Source organism: Mesorhizobium sp. 2RAF45 (assembly GCF_052115225.1).
GTDB classification, from domain to species: domain Bacteria; phylum Pseudomonadota; class Alphaproteobacteria; order Rhizobiales; family Rhizobiaceae; genus Mesorhizobium; species Mesorhizobium jarvisii.
In genome coordinates, this window is the sequence record NZ_JBFRGG010000010.1 from 1 (window position 1) to 24,934 (window position 24,934).

The 24,934-nt window shown below is 62.8% G+C and carries 24 protein-coding genes and 2 pseudogenes; 20 read left to right on the plus strand and 6 right to left on the minus strand.

Annotated features, from left to right (window positions below; genetic code table 11):
* Together AB4Z43_RS22925 and AB4Z43_RS22930 are read left to right on the plus strand one after the other, a co-directional pair.
* Nucleotides 1-298: pseudogene (locus AB4Z43_RS22925) on the plus strand (3-keto-5-aminohexanoate cleavage protein); the annotation flags it as partial.
* Nucleotides 299-730: 432 nt separating this feature from the next.
* On the plus strand, nucleotides 731-1,066 hold the full coding sequence (locus tag AB4Z43_RS22930; protein ID WP_223217776.1) for a hypothetical protein: 336 nt from the start codon (nucleotides 731-733) through the stop codon (nucleotides 1,064-1,066).
* A gap of 572 nt (nucleotides 1,067-1,638) precedes the next feature.
* Here the strand turns inward: AB4Z43_RS22930 and AB4Z43_RS22935 are convergent.
* Complete coding sequence (locus AB4Z43_RS22935; protein ID WP_027046557.1) at nucleotides 1,639-2,781, minus strand: mandelate racemase/muconate lactonizing enzyme family protein; 1,143 nt, start codon at nucleotides 2,779-2,781, stop codon at nucleotides 1,639-1,641.
* A 133-nt stretch (nucleotides 2,782-2,914) separates the two neighbouring features.
* Here AB4Z43_RS22935 and AB4Z43_RS22940 point away from each other — a divergent pair, with 133 nt between their 5' ends.
* The 8 genes from AB4Z43_RS22940 to fghA all read left to right on the plus strand — a co-directional run bounded on the left by AB4Z43_RS22940 (nucleotide 2,915) and on the right by fghA (nucleotide 10,819).
* Nucleotides 2,915-3,550: a GntR family transcriptional regulator gene (locus AB4Z43_RS22940; RefSeq protein ID WP_244966414.1), complete on the plus strand. Its 636-nt coding sequence runs from the start codon at nucleotides 2,915-2,917 to the stop codon at nucleotides 3,548-3,550.
* Nucleotides 3,551-3,676: 126 nt separating this feature from the next.
* Nucleotides 3,677-4,915: an ABC transporter substrate-binding protein gene (locus AB4Z43_RS22945; protein ID WP_441939017.1), complete on the plus strand. Its 1,239-nt coding sequence runs from the start codon at nucleotides 3,677-3,679 to the stop codon at nucleotides 4,913-4,915.
* 107 nt (nucleotides 4,916-5,022) lie between these two features.
* On the plus strand, nucleotides 5,023-5,925 hold the full coding sequence (locus AB4Z43_RS22950; protein ID WP_244748251.1) for a carbohydrate ABC transporter permease: 903 nt from the start codon (nucleotides 5,023-5,025) through the stop codon (nucleotides 5,923-5,925).
* Nucleotides 5,918-6,763 carry a carbohydrate ABC transporter permease gene (locus AB4Z43_RS22955; RefSeq protein ID WP_019856663.1) on the plus strand — a complete coding sequence of 282 codons (846 nt, stop codon included), beginning with the start codon at nucleotides 5,918-5,920 and terminating at the stop codon, nucleotides 6,761-6,763. The genes AB4Z43_RS22950 and AB4Z43_RS22955 overlap by 8 nt, the downstream gene beginning before the upstream one ends.
* 10 nt (nucleotides 6,764-6,773) lie before the next feature.
* Entirely contained in the window at nucleotides 6,774-7,853 is a 1,080-nt protein-coding gene (locus AB4Z43_RS22960) for an ABC transporter ATP-binding protein (RefSeq protein ID WP_240564869.1), read from the plus strand.
* Between the two features lie 223 nt (nucleotides 7,854-8,076).
* The gene (locus AB4Z43_RS22965; protein ID WP_441939018.1) at nucleotides 8,077-9,693 is read left to right on the plus strand and encodes a GMC family oxidoreductase; all 1,617 of its coding nucleotides are present in this window, start codon (nucleotides 8,077-8,079) and stop codon (nucleotides 9,691-9,693) included.
* Nucleotides 9,694-9,713: 20 nt separating this feature from the next.
* Nucleotides 9,714-9,839, plus strand: coding sequence for a hypothetical protein (locus tag AB4Z43_RS22970; RefSeq protein WP_019856667.1), 126 nt, complete (start codon nucleotides 9,714-9,716; stop codon nucleotides 9,837-9,839).
* A 107-nt stretch (nucleotides 9,840-9,946) separates the two neighbouring features.
* Nucleotides 9,947-10,819: an S-formylglutathione hydrolase gene (gene fghA, locus AB4Z43_RS22975; RefSeq protein ID WP_441939019.1), complete on the plus strand. Its 873-nt coding sequence runs from the start codon at nucleotides 9,947-9,949 to the stop codon at nucleotides 10,817-10,819.
* Nucleotides 10,820-10,843: 24 nt separating this feature from the next.
* On the opposite strand, the gene AB4Z43_RS22980 is transcribed toward fghA, so the two are convergent.
* Nucleotides 10,844-11,020, minus strand: a complete 177-nt coding sequence (locus AB4Z43_RS22980; RefSeq protein WP_223217961.1) for a hypothetical protein — start codon at nucleotides 11,018-11,020, stop codon at nucleotides 10,844-10,846.
* Between AB4Z43_RS22980 and AB4Z43_RS22985 the strand changes: the two are divergent.
* A pseudogene (locus AB4Z43_RS22985) lies at nucleotides 11,006-11,203 on the plus strand (SDR family oxidoreductase); the annotation flags it as partial. The gene AB4Z43_RS22980 and the pseudogene AB4Z43_RS22985 overlap by 15 nt on opposite strands.
* A 54-nt stretch (nucleotides 11,204-11,257) precedes the next feature.
* On the opposite strand, the gene AB4Z43_RS22990 reads toward AB4Z43_RS22985, so the two are convergent.
* Both AB4Z43_RS22990 and AB4Z43_RS22995 read right to left on the minus strand, forming a co-directional pair.
* A complete protein-coding gene (locus AB4Z43_RS22990) occupies nucleotides 11,258-12,541 on the minus strand; it encodes an NAD(P)/FAD-dependent oxidoreductase (protein WP_064983399.1) in 1,284 nt (427 codons plus the stop codon).
* Between the two features lie 167 nt (nucleotides 12,542-12,708).
* The gene (locus AB4Z43_RS22995) at nucleotides 12,709-13,851 is read right to left on the minus strand and encodes a histidinol-phosphate transaminase (RefSeq protein WP_171880422.1); all 1,143 of its coding nucleotides are present in this window, start codon (nucleotides 13,849-13,851) and stop codon (nucleotides 12,709-12,711) included.
* Between the two features lie 195 nt (nucleotides 13,852-14,046).
* Between AB4Z43_RS22995 and AB4Z43_RS23000 the strand changes: the two genes are divergently transcribed.
* The 8 genes from AB4Z43_RS23000 to AB4Z43_RS23035 all read left to right on the plus strand — a co-directional run bounded on the left by AB4Z43_RS23000 (nucleotide 14,047) and on the right by AB4Z43_RS23035 (nucleotide 22,348).
* Nucleotides 14,047-14,820, plus strand: coding sequence for an SDR family NAD(P)-dependent oxidoreductase (locus AB4Z43_RS23000; protein ID WP_064983398.1), 774 nt, complete (start codon nucleotides 14,047-14,049; stop codon nucleotides 14,818-14,820).
* 80 nt (nucleotides 14,821-14,900) lie between these two features.
* A complete protein-coding gene (gene hisD / locus AB4Z43_RS23005) occupies nucleotides 14,901-16,223 on the plus strand; it encodes a histidinol dehydrogenase (RefSeq protein WP_441939020.1) in 1,323 nt (440 codons plus the stop codon).
* 15 nt (nucleotides 16,224-16,238) lie between these two features.
* Nucleotides 16,239-17,264, plus strand: a complete 1,026-nt coding sequence (locus AB4Z43_RS23010) for a zinc-dependent alcohol dehydrogenase (RefSeq protein WP_064983395.1) — start codon at nucleotides 16,239-16,241, stop codon at nucleotides 17,262-17,264.
* 31 nt (nucleotides 17,265-17,295) lie between these two features.
* Nucleotides 17,296-18,027, plus strand: a complete 732-nt coding sequence (hutC, locus tag AB4Z43_RS23015) for a histidine utilization repressor (protein ID WP_019856675.1) — start codon at nucleotides 17,296-17,298, stop codon at nucleotides 18,025-18,027.
* Between the two features lie 108 nt (nucleotides 18,028-18,135).
* Nucleotides 18,136-19,440, plus strand: coding sequence for a hypothetical protein (locus AB4Z43_RS23020; RefSeq protein ID WP_441939021.1), 1,305 nt, complete (start codon nucleotides 18,136-18,138; stop codon nucleotides 19,438-19,440).
* A 215-nt stretch (nucleotides 19,441-19,655) separates the two neighbouring features.
* Nucleotides 19,656-20,663 (plus strand): ABC transporter substrate-binding protein, encoded by a 1,008-nt coding sequence (locus AB4Z43_RS23025; protein ID WP_027046561.1) that lies wholly within the window; start codon nucleotides 19,656-19,658, stop codon nucleotides 20,661-20,663.
* 28 nt (nucleotides 20,664-20,691) lie between these two features.
* Nucleotides 20,692-21,555 carry an ABC transporter permease gene (locus AB4Z43_RS23030; protein WP_019856678.1) on the plus strand — a complete coding sequence of 288 codons (864 nt, stop codon included), beginning with the start codon at nucleotides 20,692-20,694 and terminating at the stop codon, nucleotides 21,553-21,555.
* Nucleotides 21,556-21,565: 10 nt separating this feature from the next.
* On the plus strand, nucleotides 21,566-22,348 hold the full coding sequence (locus AB4Z43_RS23035; protein WP_064983595.1) for an ABC transporter ATP-binding protein: 783 nt from the start codon (nucleotides 21,566-21,568) through the stop codon (nucleotides 22,346-22,348).
* Between the two features lie 37 nt (nucleotides 22,349-22,385).
* Here AB4Z43_RS23035 and AB4Z43_RS23040 read toward each other — a convergent pair whose 3' ends face one another.
* Both AB4Z43_RS23040 and AB4Z43_RS23045 read right to left on the minus strand, forming a co-directional pair.
* Nucleotides 22,386-22,703 carry a sulfur globule protein precursor gene (locus tag AB4Z43_RS23040; RefSeq protein WP_148307351.1) on the minus strand — a complete coding sequence of 106 codons (318 nt, stop codon included), beginning with the start codon at nucleotides 22,701-22,703 and terminating at the stop codon, nucleotides 22,386-22,388.
* 111 nt (nucleotides 22,704-22,814) lie between these two features.
* Entirely contained in the window at nucleotides 22,815-23,315 is a 501-nt protein-coding gene (locus tag AB4Z43_RS23045) for a hypothetical protein (protein ID WP_441939022.1), read from the minus strand.
* A 158-nt stretch (nucleotides 23,316-23,473) separates the two neighbouring features.
* On the opposite strand from AB4Z43_RS23045, the gene AB4Z43_RS23050 reads away from it, so the two are divergent.
* Nucleotides 23,474-24,919 carry a DHA2 family efflux MFS transporter permease subunit gene (locus AB4Z43_RS23050; protein ID WP_441939023.1) on the plus strand — a complete coding sequence of 482 codons (1,446 nt, stop codon included), beginning with the start codon at nucleotides 23,474-23,476 and terminating at the stop codon, nucleotides 24,917-24,919.
* The last annotated feature ends 15 nt before the right edge of the window (nucleotides 24,920-24,934 follow it).

Consider the following 24,934-nt stretch of genomic DNA (forward strand, 5'->3'; position numbering starts at 1 on the left):
ATCATCACCTGTGCCGTCACCGGCGGCATCCACACGCCGACCATGTCGGATGCGCTGCCTTTCACGCCGGACGACATTGCCCGCCAGTCGATCGAAGCGGCCGAGGCAGGTGCCTCGATCCTGCATCTGCACGCACGCGATCCGAAGGACGGCCGTCCAACGCCGGACCCGGCGGCGTTTCATGCAGTTCCTGCCGCGCATCAAGCAGGCGACCGACGCGGTCATCAACGTCACCACCGGCGGCGGCCTCAACATGAGCGTCGAGCAGCGGCTGGCCGCTCCTCTCTTGGCCAAGCCGGCGGTTGGCCGGCGCCACCACCCGTTTGGTCGTCGTGGGTCGAACTGCATCTCCAAGCACGAAAAGTCTTTCCAGGCAGCGCACGGCGCTGCCACTAGGTGACTCTCGGCTTCGGGCATACTACACAGGCTGATTGATCTGAAACGCAGTCGTGCGCGGATGTAAAGCGCGATAAACATGACATCGGGCCGCGGTCTAGAATGACGTGGAATTAGGCGCGTCCACTGCCCAACGACGCTTGATGACGGGGAGAATTCTATGCGAAACACCATGCTGGGTTTCGTGGCAGTTGCCCTGGCTGCGTGCCAATCGCCTCCTCCAGTGCCCCACCACACCGCTCTCGAGCCTGCGTCAGAGCCTGCTACCGTCCCTCCTCAACCCGTCTTGGATCCCGGCGTGGTTCCTCCTCGCTCGGCAATCATGGATCAATCCGTGACAATCACTCCCCCTGCAAAGGGCATTCCGACAAAGTACGCCGCATTTTCGGGTATGTGGGCTGGACGATTGGAGGGGACGTATGAAGCCAAAGTCGCGGTGCAGACGATTTCTCCAAATGGCGAAGTGACGGTCACCTTTGCATGGGGGAATCTGGGCGACAACAATCCAGGAGAGGCCGCCGGCGTCGGAAAAATCATAGGCAGGACATTGAAACTTGGGCGCCTACCGAACGGCGCGGACGTCAGTCTTGTGATGCTGTCGGATGACACCCTGGCCGGAACCTATACGCTTGCCGGCCAGACCTACACGGGGATGTTCATCAGGCAATGATAAAGCAATCATCTAACTGATCGCATTGATGGTGCATCGCCTTCAGGGTTCTGACTGGTGCTGCAATTCACTGTGTGGACATTGCAGTCGTGGCGACAGGACTGGCGCAAAGCGGCCGAGCGGCCAAAGGTAGGTCAGTCGGAGATCGGCGGCGGCAAGCGGGGCAGTGGATGGATACTCCAGGAAAGACACGTAACGGTACTTTTCAGTTTCTGGCGGCGAGGACATATCGGCACCTGAAGTCGACCGAAAAGCGCGATTGACTGCGACTGATGCTGAAATCTCAGAATATCGTTCATGGCGATTTGCCCTTTAAAATCAAAAAGCGTAACTTTTTGGCGGACCATGCATTCCTCGGCCGCTCTCGTGAAACTTAACGTGCTGGACAGGGGCAGAAAGTAGCGGACCTGCTGCATCTCCATGAACTTTCGCCCACTTTGGCGACGATTTTTGTCCCTTCAAAAAGCAGACATTGACATCAACAGCCATTGCGCCCCGGTCCAAGCCCCTCACTTTGAACCAACGACGATAGTGGGCCGACCGCCGCAGCCCTGGTCTGGGCTTCATCTTCTCTACTGCTTCACGGGAAGGCGTGGATTTTCCGGCGCGGCGCCGAGCTCCGACCGTGCCAGGCGCCTTGGCCTGATCCATTCGCCGCGCGCCTTTTCCGATAGGACCAATCCATGGCCTGGCCGATCGGGCGCGTAGGCGTAGCCGTCCCGGATTTCGATAGGCTGTTCCACCAGATGATCGAAGTTCTGAAATGAATATTCCAGCCATTCGACCTCGGGAAGCGCGGCCGCCATATGCACGCCGACCTCCAGGAACGTGTTGCCGATGCTGATCGGTATCCCGAGTTCGGCCGCCAGCCAGCCGATGCGCATGACATCCGTCACCTGGCCGTGGACATTCAGGATATCGGCCGCATGGGCTTCCAGGAGCAGCCGTTTGCCCTGGAGATCCAGATACTCGCCGCTGTTGATCTGGGTCCATGTGACGGCATGCCTGAGTGTTCTCAACCCTTCATGGTCGTGACGCAGGATTGGATCCTCGACCCACAGAAGTTCGTGGCCGGCCTCGCGGATCGCCACCAACTTCGTGAGCGCCTCCTTAGAGGTCCAGGCCTCGTTCGGATCGATCATGATTTTGGACCCGGCCGGGACACAAGCCTTCAACAGTTCCAAGCGCCTCAGGTCGCGATCGAAATCCTGGTGGCCGACCTTGATCTTGAAAGCCGAGTAGCCAATCGAAGCCGCGTGGGAGAACAGCGAGACGAAGGCCTCATCGTCGAGGTGAAAATCGAGACCGCTGGCATAGGCTTTCACCCGGTTGCGGCGACTTCCAAGCAAGACATGAAGGGGCAGGCCAGCTTCTTTGGCCGCAAGATCCCAAAGCGCTACCTGAATCGCTTCGTGAAAGGGCAGGGAGTAAGCCCGCTGATTGCCGCCGCGCGGGCGGTGCACACGGTGGACCAGGGCGATCGCCCTGTTTCCCTTCAGGCTCGGCCAAACCTCATGTTCGAAAACGCTCTCGATCTCTTGCTGATCAGGCAGTGGATTGAAGAGCGTCTGGATGAATCCCAGCCCCACCTCGCCACTCTCGGAAACGAGCTCCAGTGCGGCGACGTTGACATCGTCGGCCCGAACCTGGCTGTCCCCGATTACCCGGTCGCGGGCGAACTGAAATCGGGTTATACGAAAATGCGAAAGGCTCATCACAAGGGCTTTCTGATCGGTTACGATATCCAACTGATCTATCAGATGGTATCTTAGTACCGGACCAATGGAGGGGCCGCAAGTGGCGGGCAAGGCAAAAACGGACTCTTCTCCCCTCGTGGCGGCCGCCCGCATGAGCGATGTCGCCTATGAACGAATCCTTGAGGGCTTGTTCGACCGGCGCGTGCCGGCCGGGGCATTCATCTCGCAAAACGAATTGTCCGCGATCGTCGACGTGCCTGTTGCCCCGCTTCGCGACGCCCTGCGTGTTCTTGAGGCGGAAGGGATCCTGACCATCCACCCGCGCTCCGGCATCCAGTTCGTCAGGCCCGGCCTGGAGCTTACGCGTGCCACCTACCAGTTCCGCTCCATCGTCGAGCGCGCCGCGATCCGTGTCTTTGCGGAACAAGGCGATGAAGCCGTCATGAATGCCTTGGAAATCCGGCATTCCAGGCTGCTTCGACGCGTCGAGCGCGATGGTCTCGGAAAAGAACAACTGGAGGAGATGGACGCGCTGGAGGGAGAGTTGCACGGCGCGGTCATCGCCGCGCTGCGCAATCCGCTGATCGACAGCACCTACCGGCGCATGCACAATTATCTGCGTCTGCTGCGGCTCGACAGGAAGATCACGACACCCATCATGGTCCGGACGCTCAAGGAGCACCTCGATATCCTAGAGGCTTGCGGCACAAGGAATGCCGACGCCGCCGAGGCAAAACTGCAGGCGCATTTCCAGGCGGCGATGCAGCGAAGCCTGGGTCTCGTCTGACAGGTCAATCGTGATCCGTCGCTTAGTCCAGTTGCGCGCCGGGCGGTTGCATGGCGTGGGAAAGGATGCTACCCAAACTTCAACTGATCGATCAGATTGATGATCTGATATCTTGGAGGAGATAGGATGCAGTTGAACAAGAGGCAGTTTCTCATGGGTACGGCGGCCCTGGCGATGGCAGGGCATATCGGCGGCGCCCGTGCCGCGAGTGCCATCAGTTACTGGCACCATTTCACCAGCCAGTCGGAAATGGCCAGCCTGCTGAAGATCATCGCATTGTTTCAGGCGGCCAATGCCGATGTGGCGGTGACGCAGGAGAACATCCCGAACTCTGAATATATGGCAAAGGTCTCGTCGGCCGTGCTGGCCGGTGGCCGTCCGGATACCGCCATGGTGATCGCCGAGCGTTTCGCCGATCTCACCGCGATGGAGGGGTTGATTGATCTTACCGAGCGCGTGAACGGCTGGAAGGGCAAGGCCAATTTCCCCGAAAATCGCTGGACCGGGCTTTCCAGCAACGGCGCCATCTATGCGGTTCCCGCCTTCGCCTTCGTCGATTGGATGTACTACCGTGCCGACTATTTCGAGGAAGCCGGGTTGGCCGGGCCGCCCCGGAATTTCGACGAATTCCTGAGCGCTTGCCGCAAGCTGACCGACCCGTCGAAGGGTAGATATGCCTTTGGCATGCGCGCCGGCGCCGGCGGTTTCAAATATGTTATCGATGTCATGGAGGCGTTCGGCTCGCCGATCGTCAAGGATGGGCAGCCAGCCATCGACAGGGCAGCGGCGATCGAGGCGATAACGTTCTATTCCGATCTCTTCCTGAAGGAAAAGGTCGTGCCGCCGAGCGCGCCCAACGACAGCTACCGCCAGATCATGGAGGGCTTCCGCACCGGGCAGACGGCAATGGTGTGGCACCACACCGGTTCGCTGAATGAAATCTCGGCCGCGATGAAGCAGGGCAAACAATTCTCGACCGCACCCATGCCGGCGGGTCCGAAGGCGCATGTCGCTCGCGTTGCCTACGCCGGCAACGGCATCATGAAGGAAGACAATATAGAGGCTGCCTGGCGCTGGGTGAGTTTCTGGGGCGAGACCGATGCTGCCCTGGCCTTGCTCGAAGGCACGGGCTATTTCCCGGCCTCTGCCGCTGCCCTGCAAGATCCGCGGATCACCGGCAATCCAATCTATCACGCGGCGGTCGAAACGCTCGAGTTCGGACGTCTGCCGAACAATTTCGTGGGCGCGGCGGGCTGGTCCGAAAATGTCGTCAATCCCGCTTTCCAATCGGTGCTCACGGGCCAGTCGACACCGGAGCAGGCCGTGGACCGTATGATCCAGGGCCTCGAGGCCGCCCTTCGCTGATACATCCCTGCACGGCCGGCTCCGGCGTGCGGCCATACGTTGAACGCAACGGGACGATGCATTCGCATCGCGGATCCATGACATCAAGCTCAAGCGGATATCGGCCATTGCGGGCTCTCGGCGAATTGTCCGAGACCCGCTACTGGATGTATTTGTTGCTCCTTCCCAGCCTCGTCATGATCCTGCTGGTGATCGCCTATCCGACGCTTTACGGCATGGCCATCAGTTTTCGCGAGATGCGTCTGACGCGTCCCGGTCTGGGTGGCTGGGTCGGCTTCAAACATTATGCGGCAATGTGGTCCGATCCTGTCTTCTGGATCGCCCTGAAGAACACGGTCGTCTGGGTCACCGCGGCGGTCGTGCTGGAATTGGCGCTCGGCCTTCTCGCCGCGACCGCCCTCAACAGGGATTTGCCGGGCACGAAGATCTTCGCCGTGCTGATCCTGCTTCCCTATTTCCTGCCCAACGTCGTGGCGGGTCATATGTGGGCCTTGCTGCTCGATCCGAGGCTTGGGGTCATCAACGATCTTCTCGTCCGCGCGGGCGTCCTGCACACCTACAAGGCATGGTTCGCGGATCCCAATACCGCGCTTGCGGCGACCGTCCTTGTCGAGGCGTGGCACGGATTTCCATTCTTCGCGCTGCTGTTGCTCGCGGGCCTGAAGAGCATTCCCGAAGATCTCTACAAGGCAGCCGCGGTGGACGGCGCGGGCGTCCCGGCGCAGCTCAGGCTGATCACCTTGCCGATGCTCAAGACCGTGATTGCGGCGGCGGTGATCCTGCGCGTCATCGGGCTGGTCAATTCGCCCGATCTGCTCCTCATTCTCACCGGTGGCGGACCGGGAGATGCCACGCAGGTCCTGTCGCTATACGCCTTCCAGACCGCGTACAAGGAATTCAATTTCGGCTACGCATCCGCCCTGTCGGTGGTGATGTTCGTGATCCTGATGATCTTCGCGGCGGCATATATCCGCCTGTCCAGGATCACCAAGGGAGACGGCGATGATTGAAAGCAAGCGCCGCCGGCGGGTGATCGCCAACATCGCCACCTACTTGGTCCTCGCGACCCTGTCGATGTTCTGCATCGGTCCGATGATCTGGATGTTTCTGACATCGCTAAAATACGAGGCCGACATCGTCACCCAGACCATGCAGTACATACCGAGGCGCGTCACCTTCGACAATTATGTGGCGATCTGGACGCAGTCCGGCTTCCCGCGGCTGATAGCCAACAGCCTGGTCGTCACCTTCCTGACGGTGACGATCTGCGTCGCCACGGGCACGCTTGCCGCCTATGCATTTTCACGCTTCGCATTTCGCGGCCGAACGCAGCTCATGCTCGGCTATCTCGTCGTGCGCATGTTCCCCGCCGTGATGATGATCATTCCCCTTTATGTCGTCATGCGTGGCGTCGGCCTCGTCGACAGCCGTTTCGGACTTGCGCTTGCCTATACGAGTTTCCTTTTGCCGCTGTTCGTGTGGATGCTCAAAGGTTTCTTTGATTCCGCACCCAAGGAACTCGAGAGCGCGGCGCGCATCGACGGCTCGACAAGGCTTGGCGCCATGGTCCGCATCGTCATGCCGCTTGCGCGCAACGGTCTGGTGGCAAGTTCGGTGTTCATTGCCATCGCTGCCTGGAACGAGTTCTTGTTCGCCCTGATGCTGACGACAGGGCAGGGATCACGCACCTGGCCCGTGGGCCTGCAGTTGATGGTCGGCGAATTCCAGCTTCCATGGGGTGTGCTGGCGGCAGGCGGCATTCTCAGCATCCTGCCTGTCATCGTCCTCTTCGCCATCGTCCAGCGAACCATGGTTCAGGGGCTGACCGCGGGCGCCATCAAAGGTTAGGAGTATTCGCATGGCGACACTTTCCATCAAGGACGTGCGCAAGTCCTATGGCTCCGTAGAGGTCCTTCACGGGGTCGATATCGAGCTCGAGGACGGAGGCTTTCTGGTTCTGCTCGGGCCGTCGGGATGCGGCAAGTCGACCCTGCTCAACATGATTGCGGGCCTCGACGACACGTCCGGCGGCGACATCCTGATCGGCGGACGCTCGGTCGTGGATCTCGCGCCCAAGGACCGCAATATCGCGATGGTGTTCCAGTCCTATGCACTTTACCCGACCATGTCGGTGGAGCGAAATATCGGCTTCGGATTGGAAATGCGTGGCGTGGACGCCGATCAGCGCAAGCGCGCCGTCGACGACGCCGCGCGGCTGCTGCAGATTTCGCATCTGCTCGACCGACGCCCTGCCAATCTTTCGGGAGGACAGCGGCAGCGCGTTGCAATGGGGCGGGCGATCGTGCGCGACCCGGAGCTGTTCCTTTTTGACGAGCCGCTTTCCAATCTCGATGCAAAGCTTCGTGTGGAAATGCGCACGGAGATCAAGCGCCTGCACGAGCGTCTCGGCACGAGCATCGTCTATGTGACACATGATCAGATCGAGGCGATGACGCTGGCCACCAAGGTGGCGGTGATGAAGGGCGGCCATATCCAGCAGTTTGCCGATCCTCGCACCATCTATGAACGGCCCGCCAACGTGTTCGTCGCAAGTTTCATCGGATCGCCGGCGATGAACTTCCTGCCCGGGCGTCTGGTCTCGGACGCGAATGGCGTGCGTTTCGCGGCGAGCGGCGTGTCGGTCGCATTGCAGACCGGCAAGCGGCCGGTTGATTCAGAGCGCCCTGTGATCCTGGGCATAAGGCCTGAAGAACTGAAGGTGGCCGGGCGCGATGAAGCTTCGGTCACCGGGGTGATCGATGTCGTGGAGCCTACAGGGCCTGAAACCATGGTGACGGTGCAGGTTGGCGACCAGTCGATCATCGCCCGCCTGCCGCCGAGGTTTGCAGGCCGGCGAAACGAGCCGATATTCCTTGCCGTCGATCCGGCCAGCGCCAACCTGTTCGACCCCGGCAGCGAGCAGCGCATCGATATCTAGACTAGGGGACCGACACCACGGCGCTTCTGGCGCAACGCGGTTTCGGTCATCGGCCAAAGCATAGCCGAAGCCGGCATCGGTGCCGGCGAGATCGTTGCCATCGGCTGCAGCGGCCATGGGTGGCGGTTGCCGAGGCCTACGCGGGAGGGTATCGCCTTTATGGCGAGATCAACCAGGCGATGATTCCGATGTGGGAGCGCATCGCCGCACGGCAGGCACGCACGTGAGCGAAACTTCACCATCCCCTTTCGGCGATTACGACTACGTCATCGTCGGCGCCGGCTCCGCCGGCTGCGTGCTCGCCAACCGGCTCTCGGCCGATCCGCGCAACCGGGTGCTGCTGCTCGAAGCCGGCGGCAGCGACCGCTATCACTGGGTCGATATCCCGATCGGCTACCTCTTCTGCATGGGCAATCCGCGCACCGACTGGATGATGAAGACCGAACCGGAAGCCGGTCTCAACGGACGAAGCCTCAACTATCCGCGCGGCAAGGTGCTTGGTGGCTGTTCGTCGATCAACGGCATGATCTACATGCGTGGCCAGGCAGCCGACTATGACGGCTGGCGACAGGCCGGCAATGTCGGCTGGGGTTGGGACGATGTGCTGCCGTATTTCCGCAAGTCGGAAGACTATCACGGCGGCAAGAGCGCCATGCACGGCAGCGGCGGCGAGTGGCGGGTCGAACGGCAGCGTCTGTCCTGGCCGATCCTCGACGCGTTCCGGGAAGCCGCCGAGGAACTCGGCATTCCCCGCACCGAAGATTTCAACACCGGCACCAATGAAGGCTCGGGCTATTTCGAGGTCAACCAGCGGCAAGGGGTGCGCTGGAACACATCGAAGGCATTTTTGCGCGGCATTGCGGCGCGTCAGAATCTGCGCGTGGTGACGGGGGCTGAGACGGAACGGCTCGAATTCGACGGCCGACGCGTCACCGGACTGCTCTTCCGCCAAGGCGACCGCCTGCACAAGGTCAGCGCCGGACAGACGATCCTTGCTGCCGGTGCCATCAACTCGCCGAAGATCCTCGAACTGTCGGGGGTGGGGCGCCCTGACCTGCTTTCGAGCATTGGCGTGGATGTTCGACACGCCTTGCCGGGTGTTGGCGAAAATCTGCAGGACCATCTGCAGATACGCACGGTTTTCAAGGTCGCCAATGCCGCGACGCTCAACCAGCGCTATCACAATCTGATCAGCCGCGCGGCGATGGGTGTGGAATATGCGCTCAAACGCAGCGGGCCGTTGTCGATGGCGCCGAGCCAGCTCGGCATTTTTGCCAGGAGCGATCCGCGCCTCGCAACACCTGATCTGGAATATCATGTGCAACCGCTCAGCACAGACCGTCTGGGCGAGCCGCTGCATCGCTTTCCCGCGGTCACCGTGTCGGTCTGCAATCTGCGCCCGGAAAGCCGGGGTGCCGTGCATATGGCATCGTCCGATCCGCGCGAAGCGACGAAGATCCGGCCGAACTATCTCTCCACCACGGGAGACCGCAGCGTCGCGGTCGCATCGCTGCGCCATGTGCGCAGCCTGATGAAGGCACGGGCCGTGGCACGCTTCGCGCCCGAAGAGATGCTGCCCGGTACGCAATATGACAGCGACGAAGACCTTATCCGCAAGGCCGGGGATATCGGCACGACGATTTTCCACCCGGTCGGTACCTGCAAGATGGGTTCGGACTCGATGGCGGTGGTCGACGACCGGCTACGCGTTCACGGGCTTGCCGGACTGCGCGTGGTCGATGCCTCGATCATGCCGACAATCGTCTCGGGCAACACCAACTCTCCGGTCGTCATGATCGCCGAGAAGGCAGCGGAGATGATCCTGCTGGATCCGCGCTAATAATGTCGTGGCGATGTGCGTTGTCCTCGGATGCCGAAGCCGCCGCGACCCATGGCGGCCACCGCTTGGCGCGGGAGCTGGACGAACATGATATCGGCGATGCGCTGCCGTTCCGGCGGGAAATGACGGCTCTGGCGGCGGAATAGGCCGGAGCTGCTCTCGCGACCATGGTCCAAATCCATCAGGGTTGCCGCGGTCCCGGCCCATGCCGTAGACAGGCGGCCGTGAAGGACGTTGGCGGAGAAGAAACAAGATGTCGGACCGGATGAAGACCCTCTCCTCGGCCAAGTCGCATGGCGGCGTGCAGGGCGTCTATTCCCATGCTTCGGACGCCTGCTCTTGCGACATGATTTTCGCCGTCTTCGTGCCGCCGCAGGCGCGTGAGAAACCTTGCCCCGTCGTCTGGTACCTCTCCGGCCTCACCTGCACCCATGCCAATGTGATGGACAAGGGGGAATACCGGCGCATGGCCGCGGAGCTTGGCCTGATCGTCGTCTGTCCCGATACCAGCCCGCGCGGCGCCGATATTCCCGACGAGAAGGACAATTGGCAGTTCGGCAGCGGCGCCAGCTTCTACCTCGACGCCAAGCAGGCGCCCTACGCCACGAACTACCGCATGTATTCCTATGTCACCGAGGAATTGCCGGCGTTGATCGCGCAGGAGTTTCCAGCCGATATGACGCGCCAGGCGATCTTCGGCCATTCGATGGGCGGGCATGGCGCGCTGACGATCGCGCTCAAAAATCCCGAGCGCTTCAAAAGCTGCTCGGCCTTCGCGCCGATCGTGCAGCCAAGCACCGCCGGCTGGTCGCGGCCCGCCCTCGAAAAATACCTCGGCGCCGACGAGGCTTCATGGCGGGGCTACGATGCCACCTTGCTCATCGAGGATGGCCACCGTTTCCCCGAGCTTTTCGTCGATCAGGGGACGTCGGACGGCTTTCTCAAGGACGGGCTGAGGCCGTGGCTGCTGGAAGCGGCCTGCGCCAAGGCCGGCATTGCGCTGACCTTGCGCATGCAGGACGGCTACGACCATTCGTATTTCTTCATTTCGACATTCATGGACGACCATCTGAGATGGCACGCCGAAAGACTGGCTGACCCGGTTCGTGGCACCGGGTCACGCTGAAGCAACGGCATATCCCCGCGCGGGCTAATCCCGCAACAGGTCGAACATCAGCTTGAAGAAGCGGTCGGCATCGACTTCGTGAGCGATGCGCGCATTGTCCTTCTCGCCGCGCTCGCCCCAGAAATCGGCAACCGTCGCGCCGAAAGCATAGGTGCCGGACAGATCGACGCCGATGGCGATTTCAAGAGCAGCGTCCAGCATTTCGCCGACCGCATCCCGCTGCGCCGCATTGGCCAGCCGGACGATGTCGCGGCCGCCGTGGCCTTCCTCGCCTCGGACGAGGCAAGGCACGTCACCGGCGTCGACTGGCTGATCGACGGCGGCCAGACATTGCAGAGCTGGGCCAACGCGCCGGCCGGCGACGCGTTTCCGAAGTATCGCTAGTTAGGAGCAGCTTTTCCAACCTCACGAGCCGTCAGGTCGGTCGAACGCTTCGCGTCAGAGGCCGAACCGGTCCTTCAGCCGCCCCGACAGGATCGCGGCCTTCACCCCGAGCGGCCAGAGGCGGTGGAACCGGATTGGCTCGAGCGCCGATATCGGCATGGGAAACGGCGACGTCTCGCGGCCTTGCAGCCGTTGCGCCAGGGCAGCGCCCATCGCCGAGGCCATGGCGACGCCGCGACCGTTGTAGCCAAGGCATATCAGCACGCCGTCCTCCGGCTCGTGAATGTGCAGCAGATGGTCCTTGGTGATCGCGACCCGGCCGTTCCAGCCATGCGTCCAGCGTGCTCCGGAGAGCGCCGGCCACAGCCGCAGCGCATAGTCGGTGAGGTAGCGGATGGCGGCAGCATCGCCGATCGGCTTCATCGGTCCCCGGCCGCCCATGAGAAGACGGTTCTGCGCGTCGATGCGGTAGTACACGGTGATATTGCCGGCTTCGTAGACGACCGGCCTTTCAGGGAGAATTGCGGCCGCGGCTGCCGGCGCAAGCGGTTCGGTCGCCGCGATCGCGCTGAACACCGGAACAACCGACTGCTCCAGGCCCGGCCACAGGGCTCCGGTATAGCCGTTGGTTGCCACAAGCACCTTCTCGGCGCTGACCGAGCCGTTGGCGGTTTTGAAGACCCATCGTCCAGCCTCTCGCTTCAGCGAAAGCACTTCGCTGCCACCGAAAATCCGCGCGCCAGCGTTCCGCGCGGCGGCTGCCAGGCCGATCGTGTATTTCAGGGGATGGAGGTCGCCGCCGCGGGCGTCGAACATGCCGGCTATGTATCTGCCGGTACCGGTTCGTGTCGCCATCGCCTGTGCATCCAGCATGCTGACCGGCATGCCCCGCCGCTCGCATTGCGCGGCCGTGGTTCGCACCGCGGCTTCCGGCTTCGGCCGGATGGCCGCGCGGATCGTGCCATTCTGCCGGGCCTCGCAGGCGATCGACAGGCGCCGGATGAGGCCGAAGGTGAAATCCGGCGCGCCGTAGGAGAAATCGATCATCCGCGGCCCAAGGTCGGGGCCGAACATCGCCTCGATCGTGTCGGGATCGTATTTGAGGCCGGGATTGACCTGGCCGCCATTCCTGCCCGAAGCGCCCCAGCCCGGCTGGGCCGCTTCCAGCACGGCAACGTCGTCGCCCGCTTCCGCCAAATGCAAGGCGGTGGAAAGGCCGGTGAAGCCGCCGCCGACAATGGCGACCCTTGCCCGCTGCGCCCCGGCAAGGGCAGGGTAATTGCCGGTCCCTCCGGCCGTTTCGCGGTAGAGGCTTTTCGGTGGGTTGCTCTCAAGCATGCTGGGTATCGTCAAGGTGGCTGGAGAGGAACACGGGCCCGAGAGGCTGGATGGAAGCCGTTGGCCGAAAGCGATGCGCCACTTGCGAAAACTCCATATTGGGAACGGCAGACCGTCCAATATCGTGCCCGGTGCGCGCCAGGCAATTCAGCATGGCTTTCGGGAAATCACAACAACAGCGGCGACAGCGCCGCCATGAAGTGGTCGTTCTCCGCTGGCGAGCCGATGCTGACACGCACATAGCTGTCGAAATCTTGTTGCTTCCAGGGTTTGACGATGACGCCTTCGCGCAGCAGGCCCTCGGCGAAGGCGGAGGCATTTTGCCGGCAGTTGAAGAACAGGAAATTGCCGCGGGAAGGGGCGACGTCGAGGCCCATGTTCCGGAGGAAACTCTCGACCCGCGTTCTTTCCGCCTTGGCAAGCGCGACGACCCTTGCAAGGTGTTCCTCGTCCGCCAACGCCGCCAGCGCGGCGGCTTGTGCCATGCCATTGGCGTTGAATGGTGTGCGTACCCTGTCGAGCAGGGCGCGCAATTCCGGGTCGCCGGCGATGCCGAAGCCGATCCGCAATCCGGCGAGCCCGAACGCCTTGGAAAATGTCCGCAGCACGATCCAGGGTCGGTCGCGTTTGCGGAGGTAAGGCAGCGACGAGGCATAGTCGTCGCCTTCCGCATATTCGGCATAGGCTTCGTCGACGACGATCAGCGTCTCGTCGCCGGCCGCATCCAGAACCTTCGACAGGTCGCCGGCGGACAGCCAGCTGCCGACCGGGTTCATCGGGTTGGAGAACAGTAGCATGCGGGGCCGCTCGCGCACCGCCTCGATCAGGGCATCGACATTGATGGTGAGGTCGTTGTTGACGGTCACTCGTTTGACGCTCGCGCCCATCAGCGTCGCGTAGTCCTCGTGCAGCGGGAACGATGGATAGAGCGTGACGACGGTATCGCCGGGCCTCAGCACGGCACGGCTGATGACGGACAGAAGGTCCTCCGAGCCATTGCCGAGGATGATCTGGTCCTCGCCGAATCCATATCTGGCGGCGATCGCCTGGCGCAGTTCGCGCCCGGCCGGATCCGGATAGAGCCGGAACATCTCGGCGCCGGCCTGCACCATCGTGGCCAGCGTCGGGCTCGGGCCGAGGGGGTTTTCATTCGACCCCAGCTTGGCGATCCTGGCCGGAGCATATCGTTGCATGACTTCGGCGATGGTCAGTCCGGAATTGTAAGGCGACAAGCGCGTGACTTCGGTTCGGACCATGTCTGATGCTCTCGACACGAGCGGGCTCCTCTGCGGTCGGCCGACGGACCCCATCATCGACCGGGTTCTCAAACACTGGGTTTCGCCGCATCGTTCCCGGGGTGAGTCAGGTCATTGACAGGCGCACTGGTGCAGCGAATTTTTGCTAGAAGTAGCGCAGCCGAAATTGTTTGTATATGCTTGTATATGTAACTTGATCTGGTAGTCTCGCTATCGGAACGGAAGCGCGACACCGGCAAGGAGGATCACATGCGCAATGCTTCTCTGTTCGATCTCGCCGGCAGGAAAGCGCTTGTCACCGGCGCCAGCCGCGGAATCGGCCGCAGCATCGCCGAAGCGTTGAGCGCTGCCGGCGCCGACGTCGCGGTCACCGCGCGCAGCCTGGCGTCCCTCGATGAGGTCACGGCGGCGCTCCGCGCGGCCGGCGGGGTTGCGCATGCCGTCGCTCTCGACGTCACCGATGTCAACCGCTGCCGGACGGCCACCGCCGAGGCTGCGGGCCTGCTTGGCGGTCTCGACATCCTCGTCAACAATGCCGGAATGGAAGAGGTCAGGCCCTCTCTCGACGTCGACGAAGCGCTGTGGGACCGGATCATCGACACCAATCTCAAGGGGGCGTTCTTCTGCGCCCAGGCGGCCGCGCTGCAGATGCGGGATGCCGGGCATGGCGGCGCCATCATCAATCTCTGCTCACTGACATCAGAAGTCGGCATTCCCACCGCGGTGCCCTATGGTTCGTCGAAGTCGGGCCTGCTCGGCATGACCAGGGCGCTGGCGGCGGAGTGGGCGGGTCTCGGCATCAGGGTCAACGCCATCGCCCCGGGTTACTTCCGGACGGCGATGACCGATGTGTTCTACAGCAACGAGGCATGGCAGCAGTCCATGCTCGCCAAGATCCCGCAGCACCGTTTCGGCGATCTCGGCGACCTGCACGGCGTTGCCGTCTTCCTTGCCTCGGATGCGGCGGCCTACATAACCGGCCAGTCCATTCCGGTGGATGGCGGCTTCCTGGCATCGATTTGAGGCAGCGCTAAAGGTTCGAAATCAACGTCTTGCGCAACGTAACCGGCCGGCGCGTTGCGTTCCAACAAAGAGGAATATCCATGTCCGACGTCAGCTTCCACGATCTGTCATCGCTCGACGCCACCCAGCGGTCCAGCCTGCTGAAGCGCGCCGAGGCCGATCTGTCGGTCTTCGTCGAAAAGGTCCGCCCGATCATCCAGGCCGTCAAGGACGAGGGTGACGCCGCGCTGATCCGCTTCGCCAGGGAGCTCGACAAGGCCAATGTCGCCGAAGGCGGACTGCAGGTGTCGGAAGCCGAGTTCGATGCGGCCTTCGACAAGGTCGAGAAGGATGTCGTGGAAAGCATCGGCTTCGGCATAGACAACATCAGGCGTTTCCATGAGGAGCAGAAGCCGGAAACGATGTGGCTCAAGGAAGTTCGGCCGGGCGCCTATGCCGGCGACCGCTATACGCCGATCGCCTCAGTCGCGCTCTATGTGCCGCGCGGCAAGGGCGCCTTCCCGTCGGTGACGATGATGACATCAGTTCCGGCGGTCATTGCCGGTGTGCCGCAGATCGCCATCGTGACGCCAGCGACATCGGATGGTTCGGTGGATGCGGCGACCCTGGTCGCGGCTCATCTCGCCGGCGTGCAAACCGTCTACAAATGCGGCGGCGCCCATGCCGTCGCCGCCGTCGCCTACGGCACCGAGACGGTGAAGCCGGCGCTCAAGATCGTCGGCCCCGGCAGCCCATGGGTGGTGGCGGCGAAGAGCGTACTGTCCTCGGTCATTAACACAGGGCTTCCGGCCGGACCGTCGGAAGCCATCATCTTTGCCGATGACAGTATCGACGGCGGCCTTGCCGCGCTCGATCTGCTGATCGAGGCCGAGCACGGACCGGATTCCTCGGCCTATCTGGTGACGCACAGCCGCAAGGTCGCCGAGGTAGCGCTCGCTGCGCTCCCGCAACACTGGTCGCGGATGACCGAACAGCGTGTGGAATTCTCGCGCGCGGTGCTGACCGGCAAGCGCGGTGGCATCGTACTGACAGCGTCGCTGGAAGACAGTTACCGCTTCATCAACGACTATGCGCCCGAACATCTGGAAATCCTGTCGAAGGAGCCGTTCGCGCATCTCGGGCACATCACCGAGGCGGCCGAGATCCTCATGGGTCCGCACACGCCGGTGACGCTTGCCAACTTCGTCCTTGGGCCGAATGCCGTGCTGCCGACCAGCCGCTGGGCGCGGACCTATGGGCCGCTTTCGGTGACGGATTTCGTCAAGCGCTCGTCGGTCGGCTATGTCACCTCGGCCGCCTATCCGGAATTGGCGAAGCACGCCCGCAGGCTCGCCCGCTACGAGGGCTTCAGCTCGCACGAAAACGCCGTCTCGGAAATCCGCGACCGCTACCTCGCCGGCTGAACGGAGACGATCGCGATGAAGGCAGCACGGCTTTATGGACCCGGCGATCTGCGCGTGGAGCACATTGCCCCGCCAGGCATTCCGGATGCCGGCTGGGTGAAGCTCAGGGTCGATGCCGCCGGCATCTGCGGTTCGGACCTGCACAATTTCCGCACCGGCCAATGGATAAGCCGCTCGCCTTCGACGGCCGGCCACGAGCTGACCGGCACGGTGACAGCGCTCGGCGAGGGCGTCGACACCGTCGCCGTCGGCGACAGGGTGGTTGCCGATTCCCGCTTCTGGTGCGGGGAATGCGCGCAATGCCGCGCCGGCAGGCGCCATCTCTGCGCTTCGCTGGGCTTCGTCGGCGAAGTCTGCGACGGCGGCTTCGCCGAACAGGCGGTGTTGCCCGCACGCTTGCTGCATGTTGTCGATGCAGCACTTGACGAACGGGTTGCCGCGATGGCCGAGCCGCTCGCGGTGGCGCTGCACGCAGTACGGCGTCTGCCCAAGACGGCAGGTTCGGTGCTTGTCGTCGGCTGCGGGCCGATCGGCGGTCTCGCCGCGCTGCTGCTGTCTCGAAGCTTCGCCGGCACGGTGCTTGTTGCCGACCGCAACCAGGCCCGCTGCGCCCGCGTGGCGCGGGTGACCGGCGCAACAATCGTCGACCTCGACCGCGATGCCATTGCCGCCGCCACCGCCAATGCTCCGCTCCTGGCGGCCGTGGAGGCGACCGGCAGCATCGCCGCATTCACTCAGTTGCTCGGCGTTCTCGATTCCGGCAGCGCGGTGGCGATGGTCGGCATCTTCCACGGCCGTCTCGACATCGACCCCAACGTTCTGGTCGAACGCGAGATCGCGCTGCTGGGGTGCCATGCCTTCGCCGACGAACTGCCCGACGCCGTGCGGATGCTGGGTGAATTGAGCGAACCGTTGCTCGCCCTGATCGATCGCGAGATCGGTCTCGACGATATTCCGGCCACTTATGAGCGGCTGTTGGCGGGGCAAAGCGACGGCTTGAAAACAATCATCCGCATGCGGCAACCTGTTGAGCCGGCGTGATTTCCGATAAATTGCCGGAAAGGATTTTGAAATGATCGATTTGCCCGATACGGCGAGCCCCCTTTACGAGAAGGTGAAGGACTACATCCTGACCAACATCGGAACGGGCCGGTGGGGCAAGGATCGCAAGCTGCCGTCCGAGAATGAGCTGGTGGTTTCGCTTGGTGTCTCGCGCATGACGGTCCACCGGGCCTTGCGGGAACTGACCGCGGCGGGGTTCCTGATCCGGCTGCAAGGCGTCGGCACCTTCATCGCGCCGCCCCGGCCGCAATCGACGCTGATCGAGATCAACAACATCGCGGCCGAGATCGTCGAGCGTGGCAACAGGCATCGCTCCGAAGTCCTCGTGCTGGAAACCATCATGCCGACCAAGGAGCTCGCTTTGTCCTTCGAGTTCCCAAAGCGCGTCGCGATCTATCACTCGGTCGTCGTCAATTTCGAGAACGACTTGCCGGTGCAGTTGGAAGAGCGCTTCGTCAATCCGAGCCTGATCCCCGACTACGACAAGCAGGATTTTTCGAAGACGGCGACCTACGACTACCTCATGCAGAAAACCCCGGTGACCGAGGTCGAGCATATCATCTCGGCGATCCCGGCCGACGCCGAGACGGCGCGGCATCTCAATATCGATGTCGGCAGCTGCTGTCTGTTTTTGCACCGTCGCACATGGACGGGCGCGATCGTCGCCACCATCAGCAAGCTGACCTATGCCGGCAGCCGCTATTCGCTCGGCAGCCGCTATTCCCCTTCCAAGACCAACTGACGGCAGCAGGGCTACCGCAGTTCGCAGAGGTTTTCCATAGATGTATGTACATGTATTGATGAGCACGATTTCACTCTCGGCTGACGGCCTGACCCGAGGCGACGATCGATGACACAGACACCGAGCCGTACGGCGCGGATCCGCACGCTCGCGCAGCATGATGTCGGCGAGGCGCAACGCGCGCTGGCGGCGCTGCTGGGCGACCTGTTCGGGATGACCCCAAGCAATGTCCGCATCAATGTCGACAAATACAGCCTCAATTCGTTGAACGGCTTCTTCGACAGCGAGGGCCAGGCCTATTTCTTCAAGTTTCACCAGGAGGAACGCGAAGAGGGCATGACCGGCGAATACTACCGGGCCGAGATCCTGTCGCGTGCCGGCCTGCCGGTCGACCAGCCTGTCCATATGTCCGCTCAGCCCGGCGAGCAGATCCTTGTCTATCGGCGCCGCACGGATCCGAGATTCTCGGATGTCCTGTTCGCGCTGGATGTTGAGGACGATGCCGGCAAGCGGCGCGAGGCGGTTCTCGCCGAGCGCGACCTGTCCGCCAGGCTGCTCGAGGTCTATCTCGAGAAGCTGCATCCGGTGACTGTCGCCGAGGTCTCGGCGGAGCCGATCCACCGGCTGTTTTATGAGCGGCTGATCGACGCCGATACGCGGTCGTCGCCGGGCGGCCGGCTGGCGGATTTCTATGTCGGCAAGCCGTTTGTCTTTCCCGGCATGGAACTTGGCTGGGATCGGTTGTCCCGGCTGAAATTCGTCATCAACGGCCAGCTTTACACCAGCAGCATCGGCGAACTTTTCGACGTTGCTGCGGCGCGCTTGCGGCCGGACCGGCTAGCCGATGCCGGCGGCGTGGTCGCGCATGGCGACGCCCACAATGCCAATGTCTGGTACACGGAAGAAGCGGGGAGGGCGGAGCTGTCCTTCTTCGATCCTGCTTTTGCCGGCTCGCATATCCCGACGCTGCTGGCCGAGGTGAAGGCCACCTTCCACAACATCTTCGCCCATCCGTTCTGGCTCTACGATCCGGCCATCGCGACGGAGACTTTTCGCGCACGGGCGCGGCTGGAAGGAAATCTGCTCCATGTCGACACCGACTGGGATTTGAGCCCGGTTCGCCGCGACCTGCTGGAGGTCAAGGCCACCGCTTTGTGGCGACCCTTGCTGCTCGAGCTCAAGCGGCGCGGCATGCTGCCGGCGGATTGGCGGGCGGTCCTGCGCTCAGGGCTTTTCCTGTCGCCGACCCTGGTCATGAACCTGCGCGCCGGCGCGCGCAGCCACACGCCGGTGTCTTCTCTCATCGCCTTTTCAGTCGCGGCCATGGTCGGCAGCGAGCCCGATGCCGGGGCCGATCGGGTGACCGATTTCCTCGACTTGATCGATCCTGAAAGCGCGAGCGGATGCGCCTGATCCACGAGGGAAATTGAGCGGTGCCAACTTGTATATGCATGTATGTATTTTAGCCTTGACATCCGCTCCCGCTGACGCTGAAATATCCCTGCACTTCACCACGAAGTGGTGGGCAAGACGCCGAGGCACAGTGCCGCAAGAGCAGAAACCCGCAGTCTCACCAGACCGGATGCCTGGGAAAAAAGCGGTCTGATCATCAAGGGGAACTTGAGATGATGCGTAACCTAGCAGGACAATTTCGCGCGCTCATGATGGCCGCCGCCATCGGGCTCGCCGCCGCGCCAGTGGCCCACGCCGCCGATGCGGCCATTCCCACGACGCCAGAGGCAGGACCGTTCAAGATAGGCATCGAGCCCTGGCTCGGCTATGGCCAGTGGCACGTCGCCGACGCCAAGGGCCTGTTCAAGACGAATGGCTTGTCGGACGTCCAGATCGTCAACTTCGCCGAGGACAAGGATATCAACGCCGCTTTGGCCAGCGGCCAGCTCGACGCCGCCAATATCGCGACCCACACGGCGATGGGTATGGTGGCCGCCGGCCTGCCGGTGAAGATCGTGCTGCTGCTCGATGTCTCGATGACGGCCGACGCTATCATCGCCGGCAAGGACGTCACCTCCATCGCCGACCTCAAGGGCAAGCAGGTTGCTTTTGAAGAAGGCACGACCAGCGACATCCTGCTCAAATACGCGCTCGCCAAGAATGGCATGTCGATCGCCGACGTTCAGCCGGTTCCGATGCCTGCCTCCGACGCCGGCGGCGCCTTGATCGCCGGCCGCGTGCCGGTCGCTGTCACCTACGAGCCCTACCTCACCGTCGCCATGGCGCAGAACAAGGACGTCAAGCTGCTGTTTTCCGCCGGCGAGGACCCCGGCCTGATCAGCGACGTGCTGGTGGTGCGCGACGAGGTCATCAAGTCGCGGCCCGGCCAGGTGCTGGCCATGATCAAGAGCTGGGACGCCGCACTCAAGGATTACAATGCAGACACACCCGGCGGCCGCGCCATCATCGCCAAGGCGGTCGGTTCCGACGTCAAGGACCTCAACACCGCTTTCGACGGCGTGCGCTACTATTCGCTTGCCGAAAACAAGACGGCGCTGACCGGCGATTTCACCACCAAGACATTCGCCGACGTCGAAGCTGCCGCCAAGAACGCCAAGCTGCTCCAGGCCGACGTGACGCCCGAGCAGATGATCGACCCGTCCTTCGTCAAGGCGGCGCAATGATAGAGGCCGGATCGCGGTGGTAGCGCAGATGTCAGCGGATCCCCCCGCGAAAACCGGCCCGGCGCGCTCCGCGCCAAAGGCGGCCACGAAACAGGCGAGGCGCCGCCGGTCCTCCGGGATCGGCGCGCCCATCGCCAGGTCGCGTTTCCTGATGATCGCGGTGGCCGTCTTTGTCGGGCTTGGCCTCGCCTGGTGGGCGGCGACCGGGCTGGAATGGGTAAAGCCCATCTTCCTGCCGTCGCCCGGCAGTGTTGCGACCCAGATCGCCAAGCTCGCCGCTGACGGCACGCTGTGGCTGGACCTCACCGCCTCGGCGTATCGCATTTCCATCGGTTTCCTCATCGCCTCGGCACTGTCGATCCCGATCGGCGTGCTGATCGGCAGCTTCCGCTCCTGGGAGGCTGGTATCGAGCCGCTGGTGGATTTCATCCGCTACATGCCGGTTGTCGCTTTCGTGCCGCTCTCCATATTGTGGGCAGGTACCGGCGATACGCAGAAATTCCTGATCATCTTCATCGGCACTTTCTTCCAGCAGGTGCTGATGGTCATGGACAATGTGAAACGGGTTCCCGCCGATTTCATCGGCCTTGGCCGCACGCTCGGCCTGCCGGACCGCAAGATCCTGACGCGCATCGTCGTGCCCAGCGCCCTGCCGGGTATCTGGGATACGCTGCGCATCAGCCTCGGCTGGGCATGGACCTGGCTGGTGCTGGCCGAACTTGTCGCGGCGACATCAGGCCTCGGCTATCGCATTACCGTGTCGCAGCGCTATTTCCAGACCAACACCATCATTGGTTACATCCTGCTCCTCGGCGTGCTTGGTCTCATCACCGACCAGGTCATGAAGGCGCTGGAAAAGGTTCTGTTTCGCCAGGATGGCCATTCGCAATGAGGAACCGCCGATGACTGTTCCCAAATTGCGCATCGCCGGCCTCGACAAGAGCTTCGGCACGGGCGAGCGGCGCACTGAAGTGCTGCGCGACATCAATCTCGATCTCGCCGACAATGAGTTCGTCTCGCTCGTCGGCACGTCGGGGTGCGGCAAGAGCACGCTGCTGTCGATCGTTGCCGGACTGCAGGACTTCGACGCCGGCGATCTCAGCATCGATGGCGCGCCGATCCTGCAGCCGGGTCTCGACCGCGGCGTCGTCTTCCAGTCCTACACGCTGCTGCCCTGGCTGACGGCGCGGCAGAACATCGAGTTCGCCCTCAAGGCCGCCGGCTACGATCGCACGGCCTGCCGCGAGATTGCGCTTGAGCATCTCGACCTCGTCAAGCTGTCGCAAAGCGCCGACCGCTTTCCGTCCGAACTGTCGGGCGGCATGAAGCAGCGCGTCGCCATTGCGCGCGCGCTGTCCTATCGGCCGAAGATGCTGCTGATGGATGAACCGTTCGGCGCGCTCGATGCCTTGACCCGGCACCAGATGCAGGAACTGCTGACCCAGATTTGGGAGGAACACAAGCTGACCGTTCTCTTCGTCACGCATGATGTGGAGGAGGCGGTCTATCTGTCGGACCGCATCGTCGTCATGGGGATCGGGCCGGGACGCATCATGCAGACCTTCAACGTCGACATCGAGCGGCCGCGCCGGGAAGAGGTGATGGAGACCCCGGCCTTCATGGATCTGCAGCGCGGCGTGCACAAGGCGATCCGCGAGGCGTCAAGACGTCCTGAAATGGCGTAGCCCTCGAGCCCTCGCGGCTACCATGGCCCGACAAAGGTCAGAGCATTCCGAAGGGGCCATAATAGTAGGGGCGGTATGGGACACATAGGCCGAGCGCCAGCTGGACCGGTCCGCAATAATCGTAGTAGCCGCCATAATAGCCGCCTCGCCAGCCGCCGCCAGCCCAATGGCGGCCGTGTCCGCGGTGAAAGGCGTATCTATGCCCGCCACCGAAATGGCGGCCGCGGAAAGGCCCCATGGCATGACCGCCGCCATGGTGCCTGACGACCGCGGCGTCGGCCATGGTTGCAAATGAAGTCGTACCTGCCGCCAATGCCAGCGCAACGGAGCTTGCAAACACCAATTGCCTTTTCATGAGCGTTACTCCTGTTTTGTTGCGATATTGCGCATGGGAGAAAAACGGCCGCCTCACTGCACACGTTCCTTCACGAAATCGGGACGGAGAGTCGCTCTGCATGGTCAGCAATCAGGGGCCGTGGGGACCGCATAGGTCGAGTGTCCACGCGATGGTCCCGCAGAAGTCACCGGCGTAGCCATGGTAACTGCCGTAGCCATTGTAGTCGCTGTCCATCCGGCCATAGTTGCTGCCCCAATTGTCGCCAGTCCAATCGCGGCCAACCCAGCCGCCGTGGCTAGCGTGTCGGCCATGTGCGGCGTGCGCATGGCCGCCGTGCGCAACGGTGAGGTGGACAAAGTGGTGCCTGACGACGGCGGCGTCGGCGACGGTGGCAAACGCTATCGTGCTCGTGGCCAAGGTCAGCAGCATGGAACTGATGAATACGAGTCGCCTTTTCATGGAAATGTCTCCTTTCCGTTCCAAGGATATGGGGAAGAAAGCCGTCTCTCGCCGGACACGTTCCTTCACGAAATCGGGACGGATGCTTGCGGGACCGTGCAGTGTCTTCAGGCAATCTCGCGACACCATCGCCTCCTTGCCGACGTCCGGCCCACTCACGGCGCCGGTCAAGATTTGTTGACTTCCGGCAAGGTGGAAATCGCTACCCCTGACCTATTTGTCGGACCATAAGACGGCCGTGCGACCAGACTCCGGCTGGCTGGCACGTAGGGCAATCTTGCCTTTGAACTGGGATGCGCTGCTTTGGCTACAGAATATAAGCCGCTCGCATGACGGAATTTGCCGCAGCATTGGAACAGCCTCAATTCGCCACCGAGCGTGATCCGAGGCTGAGGCTGATCATTCCGATCATTGTCGCCATCGCCTTCCTGATGGAGCAGCTCGATTCCACCATCATCACCACCGCGATTCCGGCCATCGCGCACAGCCTCGACACGACGCCGGTCCGGCTGAACCTTGCGATCACCACCTACATTCTGACGCTCGCTGTGTTCATTCCCGTCAGCGGCTGGTTCGCCGACAGGTTCGGCGCGCGAATAGTGTTCGCGCTGGCGCTGTTCACCTTCACCCTTGGCTCGGCACTGTGCGGTGTGGCCAACAGTTTCGGCATGCTGCTGGCCATGCGTGCGCTGCAGGGGTTGGGCGGGGCCATGATGACGCCGGTCGGCCGGTTGATCCTGCTGCGCAGCTTTCCGCGCAGCGGGCTGATCACCGCCATGACCTACATGACCTTGCCCGCCATCATGGGGCCGGTCATCGGGCCGCTGCTCGGCGGCCTGCTGACCACCTACGCCTCGTGGCGCTGGATATTCTATGTCAACGTGCCGTTCGGCTGCCTCGGCATTCTGGCCGCGCTGCGCTTTGTCGACGATTTTCACGAGGAGGCGGTGCAGCGCTTCGACTTCGCAGGGTTCCTGATGGTGGGATGCGGGGTGGCACTGCTGCAATTCGGGCTGGAAAACATCGGCCGGCCGATCATTCCCGTTTCAGCCACAGTGCTGGTGCTGGCCGCTTCCGTCCTGCTGCTGCTCGCCTTCGGGCGCTATGCGCGCCGCGTCGCGGCGCCGGCCGTTGACCTGACGCTGTTTCGGTTTCGCTCCTTCTGGGTCGGCACGCTGGCCGGCGGCCTGTGCCGCGTCGGCCTCAACGGCGTGCCGTTCCTCCTGCCGCTGATGCTGCAGCTCGGCTTCGGCATGAGCCCGGTCACTTCGGGCTCGCTGACATTCGTGGGCAGCTTCGGCGCCTTGCTCATGCGGCCGCTGCTGTCGCCGCTGCTGCGGCGGTTCGGCTTCAGCTCCGTGCTGATCGGCAGCGCGGTCGTCGGCTCCGCCACCGTGGCGGGGTTCGCCCTGATGGGGCCTGATACGCCGCATTGGACGATCGGCGTCTACGTCTTCCTGTTCGGCATCGTCCGCTCGGCGCAGTTCATGACCTCCAACACCTTGTCCTACGCCGATCTGCCGGCGGACAAGCTCAGCCGCGCCACCAGCCTTGGTGGCGTGCTGCAGCAGCTCAGCGTTTCGCTTGGTGTCTCGATCGCCGCCATGCTGCTGGGCCTGATCGCGGGGGAGACCCATGTGCTTACGCCGGAGCGCTTTCACCAGGTGTTCCTGCTGACCGCGATCATCCCGTTGATCTCCATTCCCGGCTTTCTGTATCTGCGCGCCGAGGATGGCGTGCAGGTCAGCGGTCACATCAGGGGATCTCGCAGATAGGTTCTTTCAGGAGGG

Bases quoted from the DNA above. Each gene is read 5' to 3' on its own strand.
- AB4Z43_RS22935 (WP_027046557.1), bottom strand. From the start codon at position 2,781: ATGAGCCTTTCGCATTTTCGTATAACCCGATTTCAGTTCGCCCGCGAC.
- AB4Z43_RS22940 (WP_244966414.1), top strand. From the start codon at position 2,915: ATGAGCGATGTCGCCTATGAACGAATCCTTGAGGGCTTGTTCGACCGG.
- AB4Z43_RS22945 (WP_441939017.1), top strand. From the start codon at position 3,677: ATGCAGTTGAACAAGAGGCAGTTTCTCATGGGTACGGCGGCCCTGGCG.
- AB4Z43_RS22955 (WP_019856663.1), top strand. From the start codon at position 5,918: ATGATTGAAAGCAAGCGCCGCCGGCGGGTGATCGCCAACATCGCCACC.
- AB4Z43_RS22960 (WP_240564869.1), top strand. From the start codon at position 6,774: ATGGCGACACTTTCCATCAAGGACGTGCGCAAGTCCTATGGCTCCGTA.
- fghA (WP_441939019.1), top strand. From the start codon at position 9,947: ATGTCGGACCGGATGAAGACCCTCTCCTCGGCCAAGTCGCATGGCGGC.
- AB4Z43_RS22980 (WP_223217961.1), bottom strand. From the start codon at position 11,020: ATGCTGGACGCTGCTCTTGAAATCGCCATCGGCGTCGATCTGTCCGGC.
- AB4Z43_RS22990 (WP_064983399.1), bottom strand. From the start codon at position 12,541: ATGCTTGAGAGCAACCCACCGAAAAGCCTCTACCGCGAAACGGCCGGA.
- AB4Z43_RS22995 (WP_171880422.1), bottom strand. From the start codon at position 13,851: ATGGGGTCCGTCGGCCGACCGCAGAGGAGCCCGCTCGTGTCGAGAGCA.
- AB4Z43_RS23000 (WP_064983398.1), top strand. From the start codon at position 14,047: ATGCGCAATGCTTCTCTGTTCGATCTCGCCGGCAGGAAAGCGCTTGTC.
- hisD (WP_441939020.1), top strand. From the start codon at position 14,901: ATGTCCGACGTCAGCTTCCACGATCTGTCATCGCTCGACGCCACCCAG.
- AB4Z43_RS23010 (WP_064983395.1), top strand. From the start codon at position 16,239: ATGAAGGCAGCACGGCTTTATGGACCCGGCGATCTGCGCGTGGAGCAC.
- hutC (WP_019856675.1), top strand. From the start codon at position 17,296: ATGATCGATTTGCCCGATACGGCGAGCCCCCTTTACGAGAAGGTGAAG.
- AB4Z43_RS23020 (WP_441939021.1), top strand. From the start codon at position 18,136: ATGACACAGACACCGAGCCGTACGGCGCGGATCCGCACGCTCGCGCAG.
- AB4Z43_RS23025 (WP_027046561.1), top strand. From the start codon at position 19,656: ATGCGTAACCTAGCAGGACAATTTCGCGCGCTCATGATGGCCGCCGCC.
- AB4Z43_RS23030 (WP_019856678.1), top strand. From the start codon at position 20,692: ATGTCAGCGGATCCCCCCGCGAAAACCGGCCCGGCGCGCTCCGCGCCA.
- AB4Z43_RS23035 (WP_064983595.1), top strand. From the start codon at position 21,566: ATGACTGTTCCCAAATTGCGCATCGCCGGCCTCGACAAGAGCTTCGGC.
- AB4Z43_RS23040 (WP_148307351.1), bottom strand. From the start codon at position 22,703: ATGAAAAGGCAATTGGTGTTTGCAAGCTCCGTTGCGCTGGCATTGGCG.
- AB4Z43_RS23050 (WP_441939023.1), top strand. From the start codon at position 23,474: ATGACGGAATTTGCCGCAGCATTGGAACAGCCTCAATTCGCCACCGAG.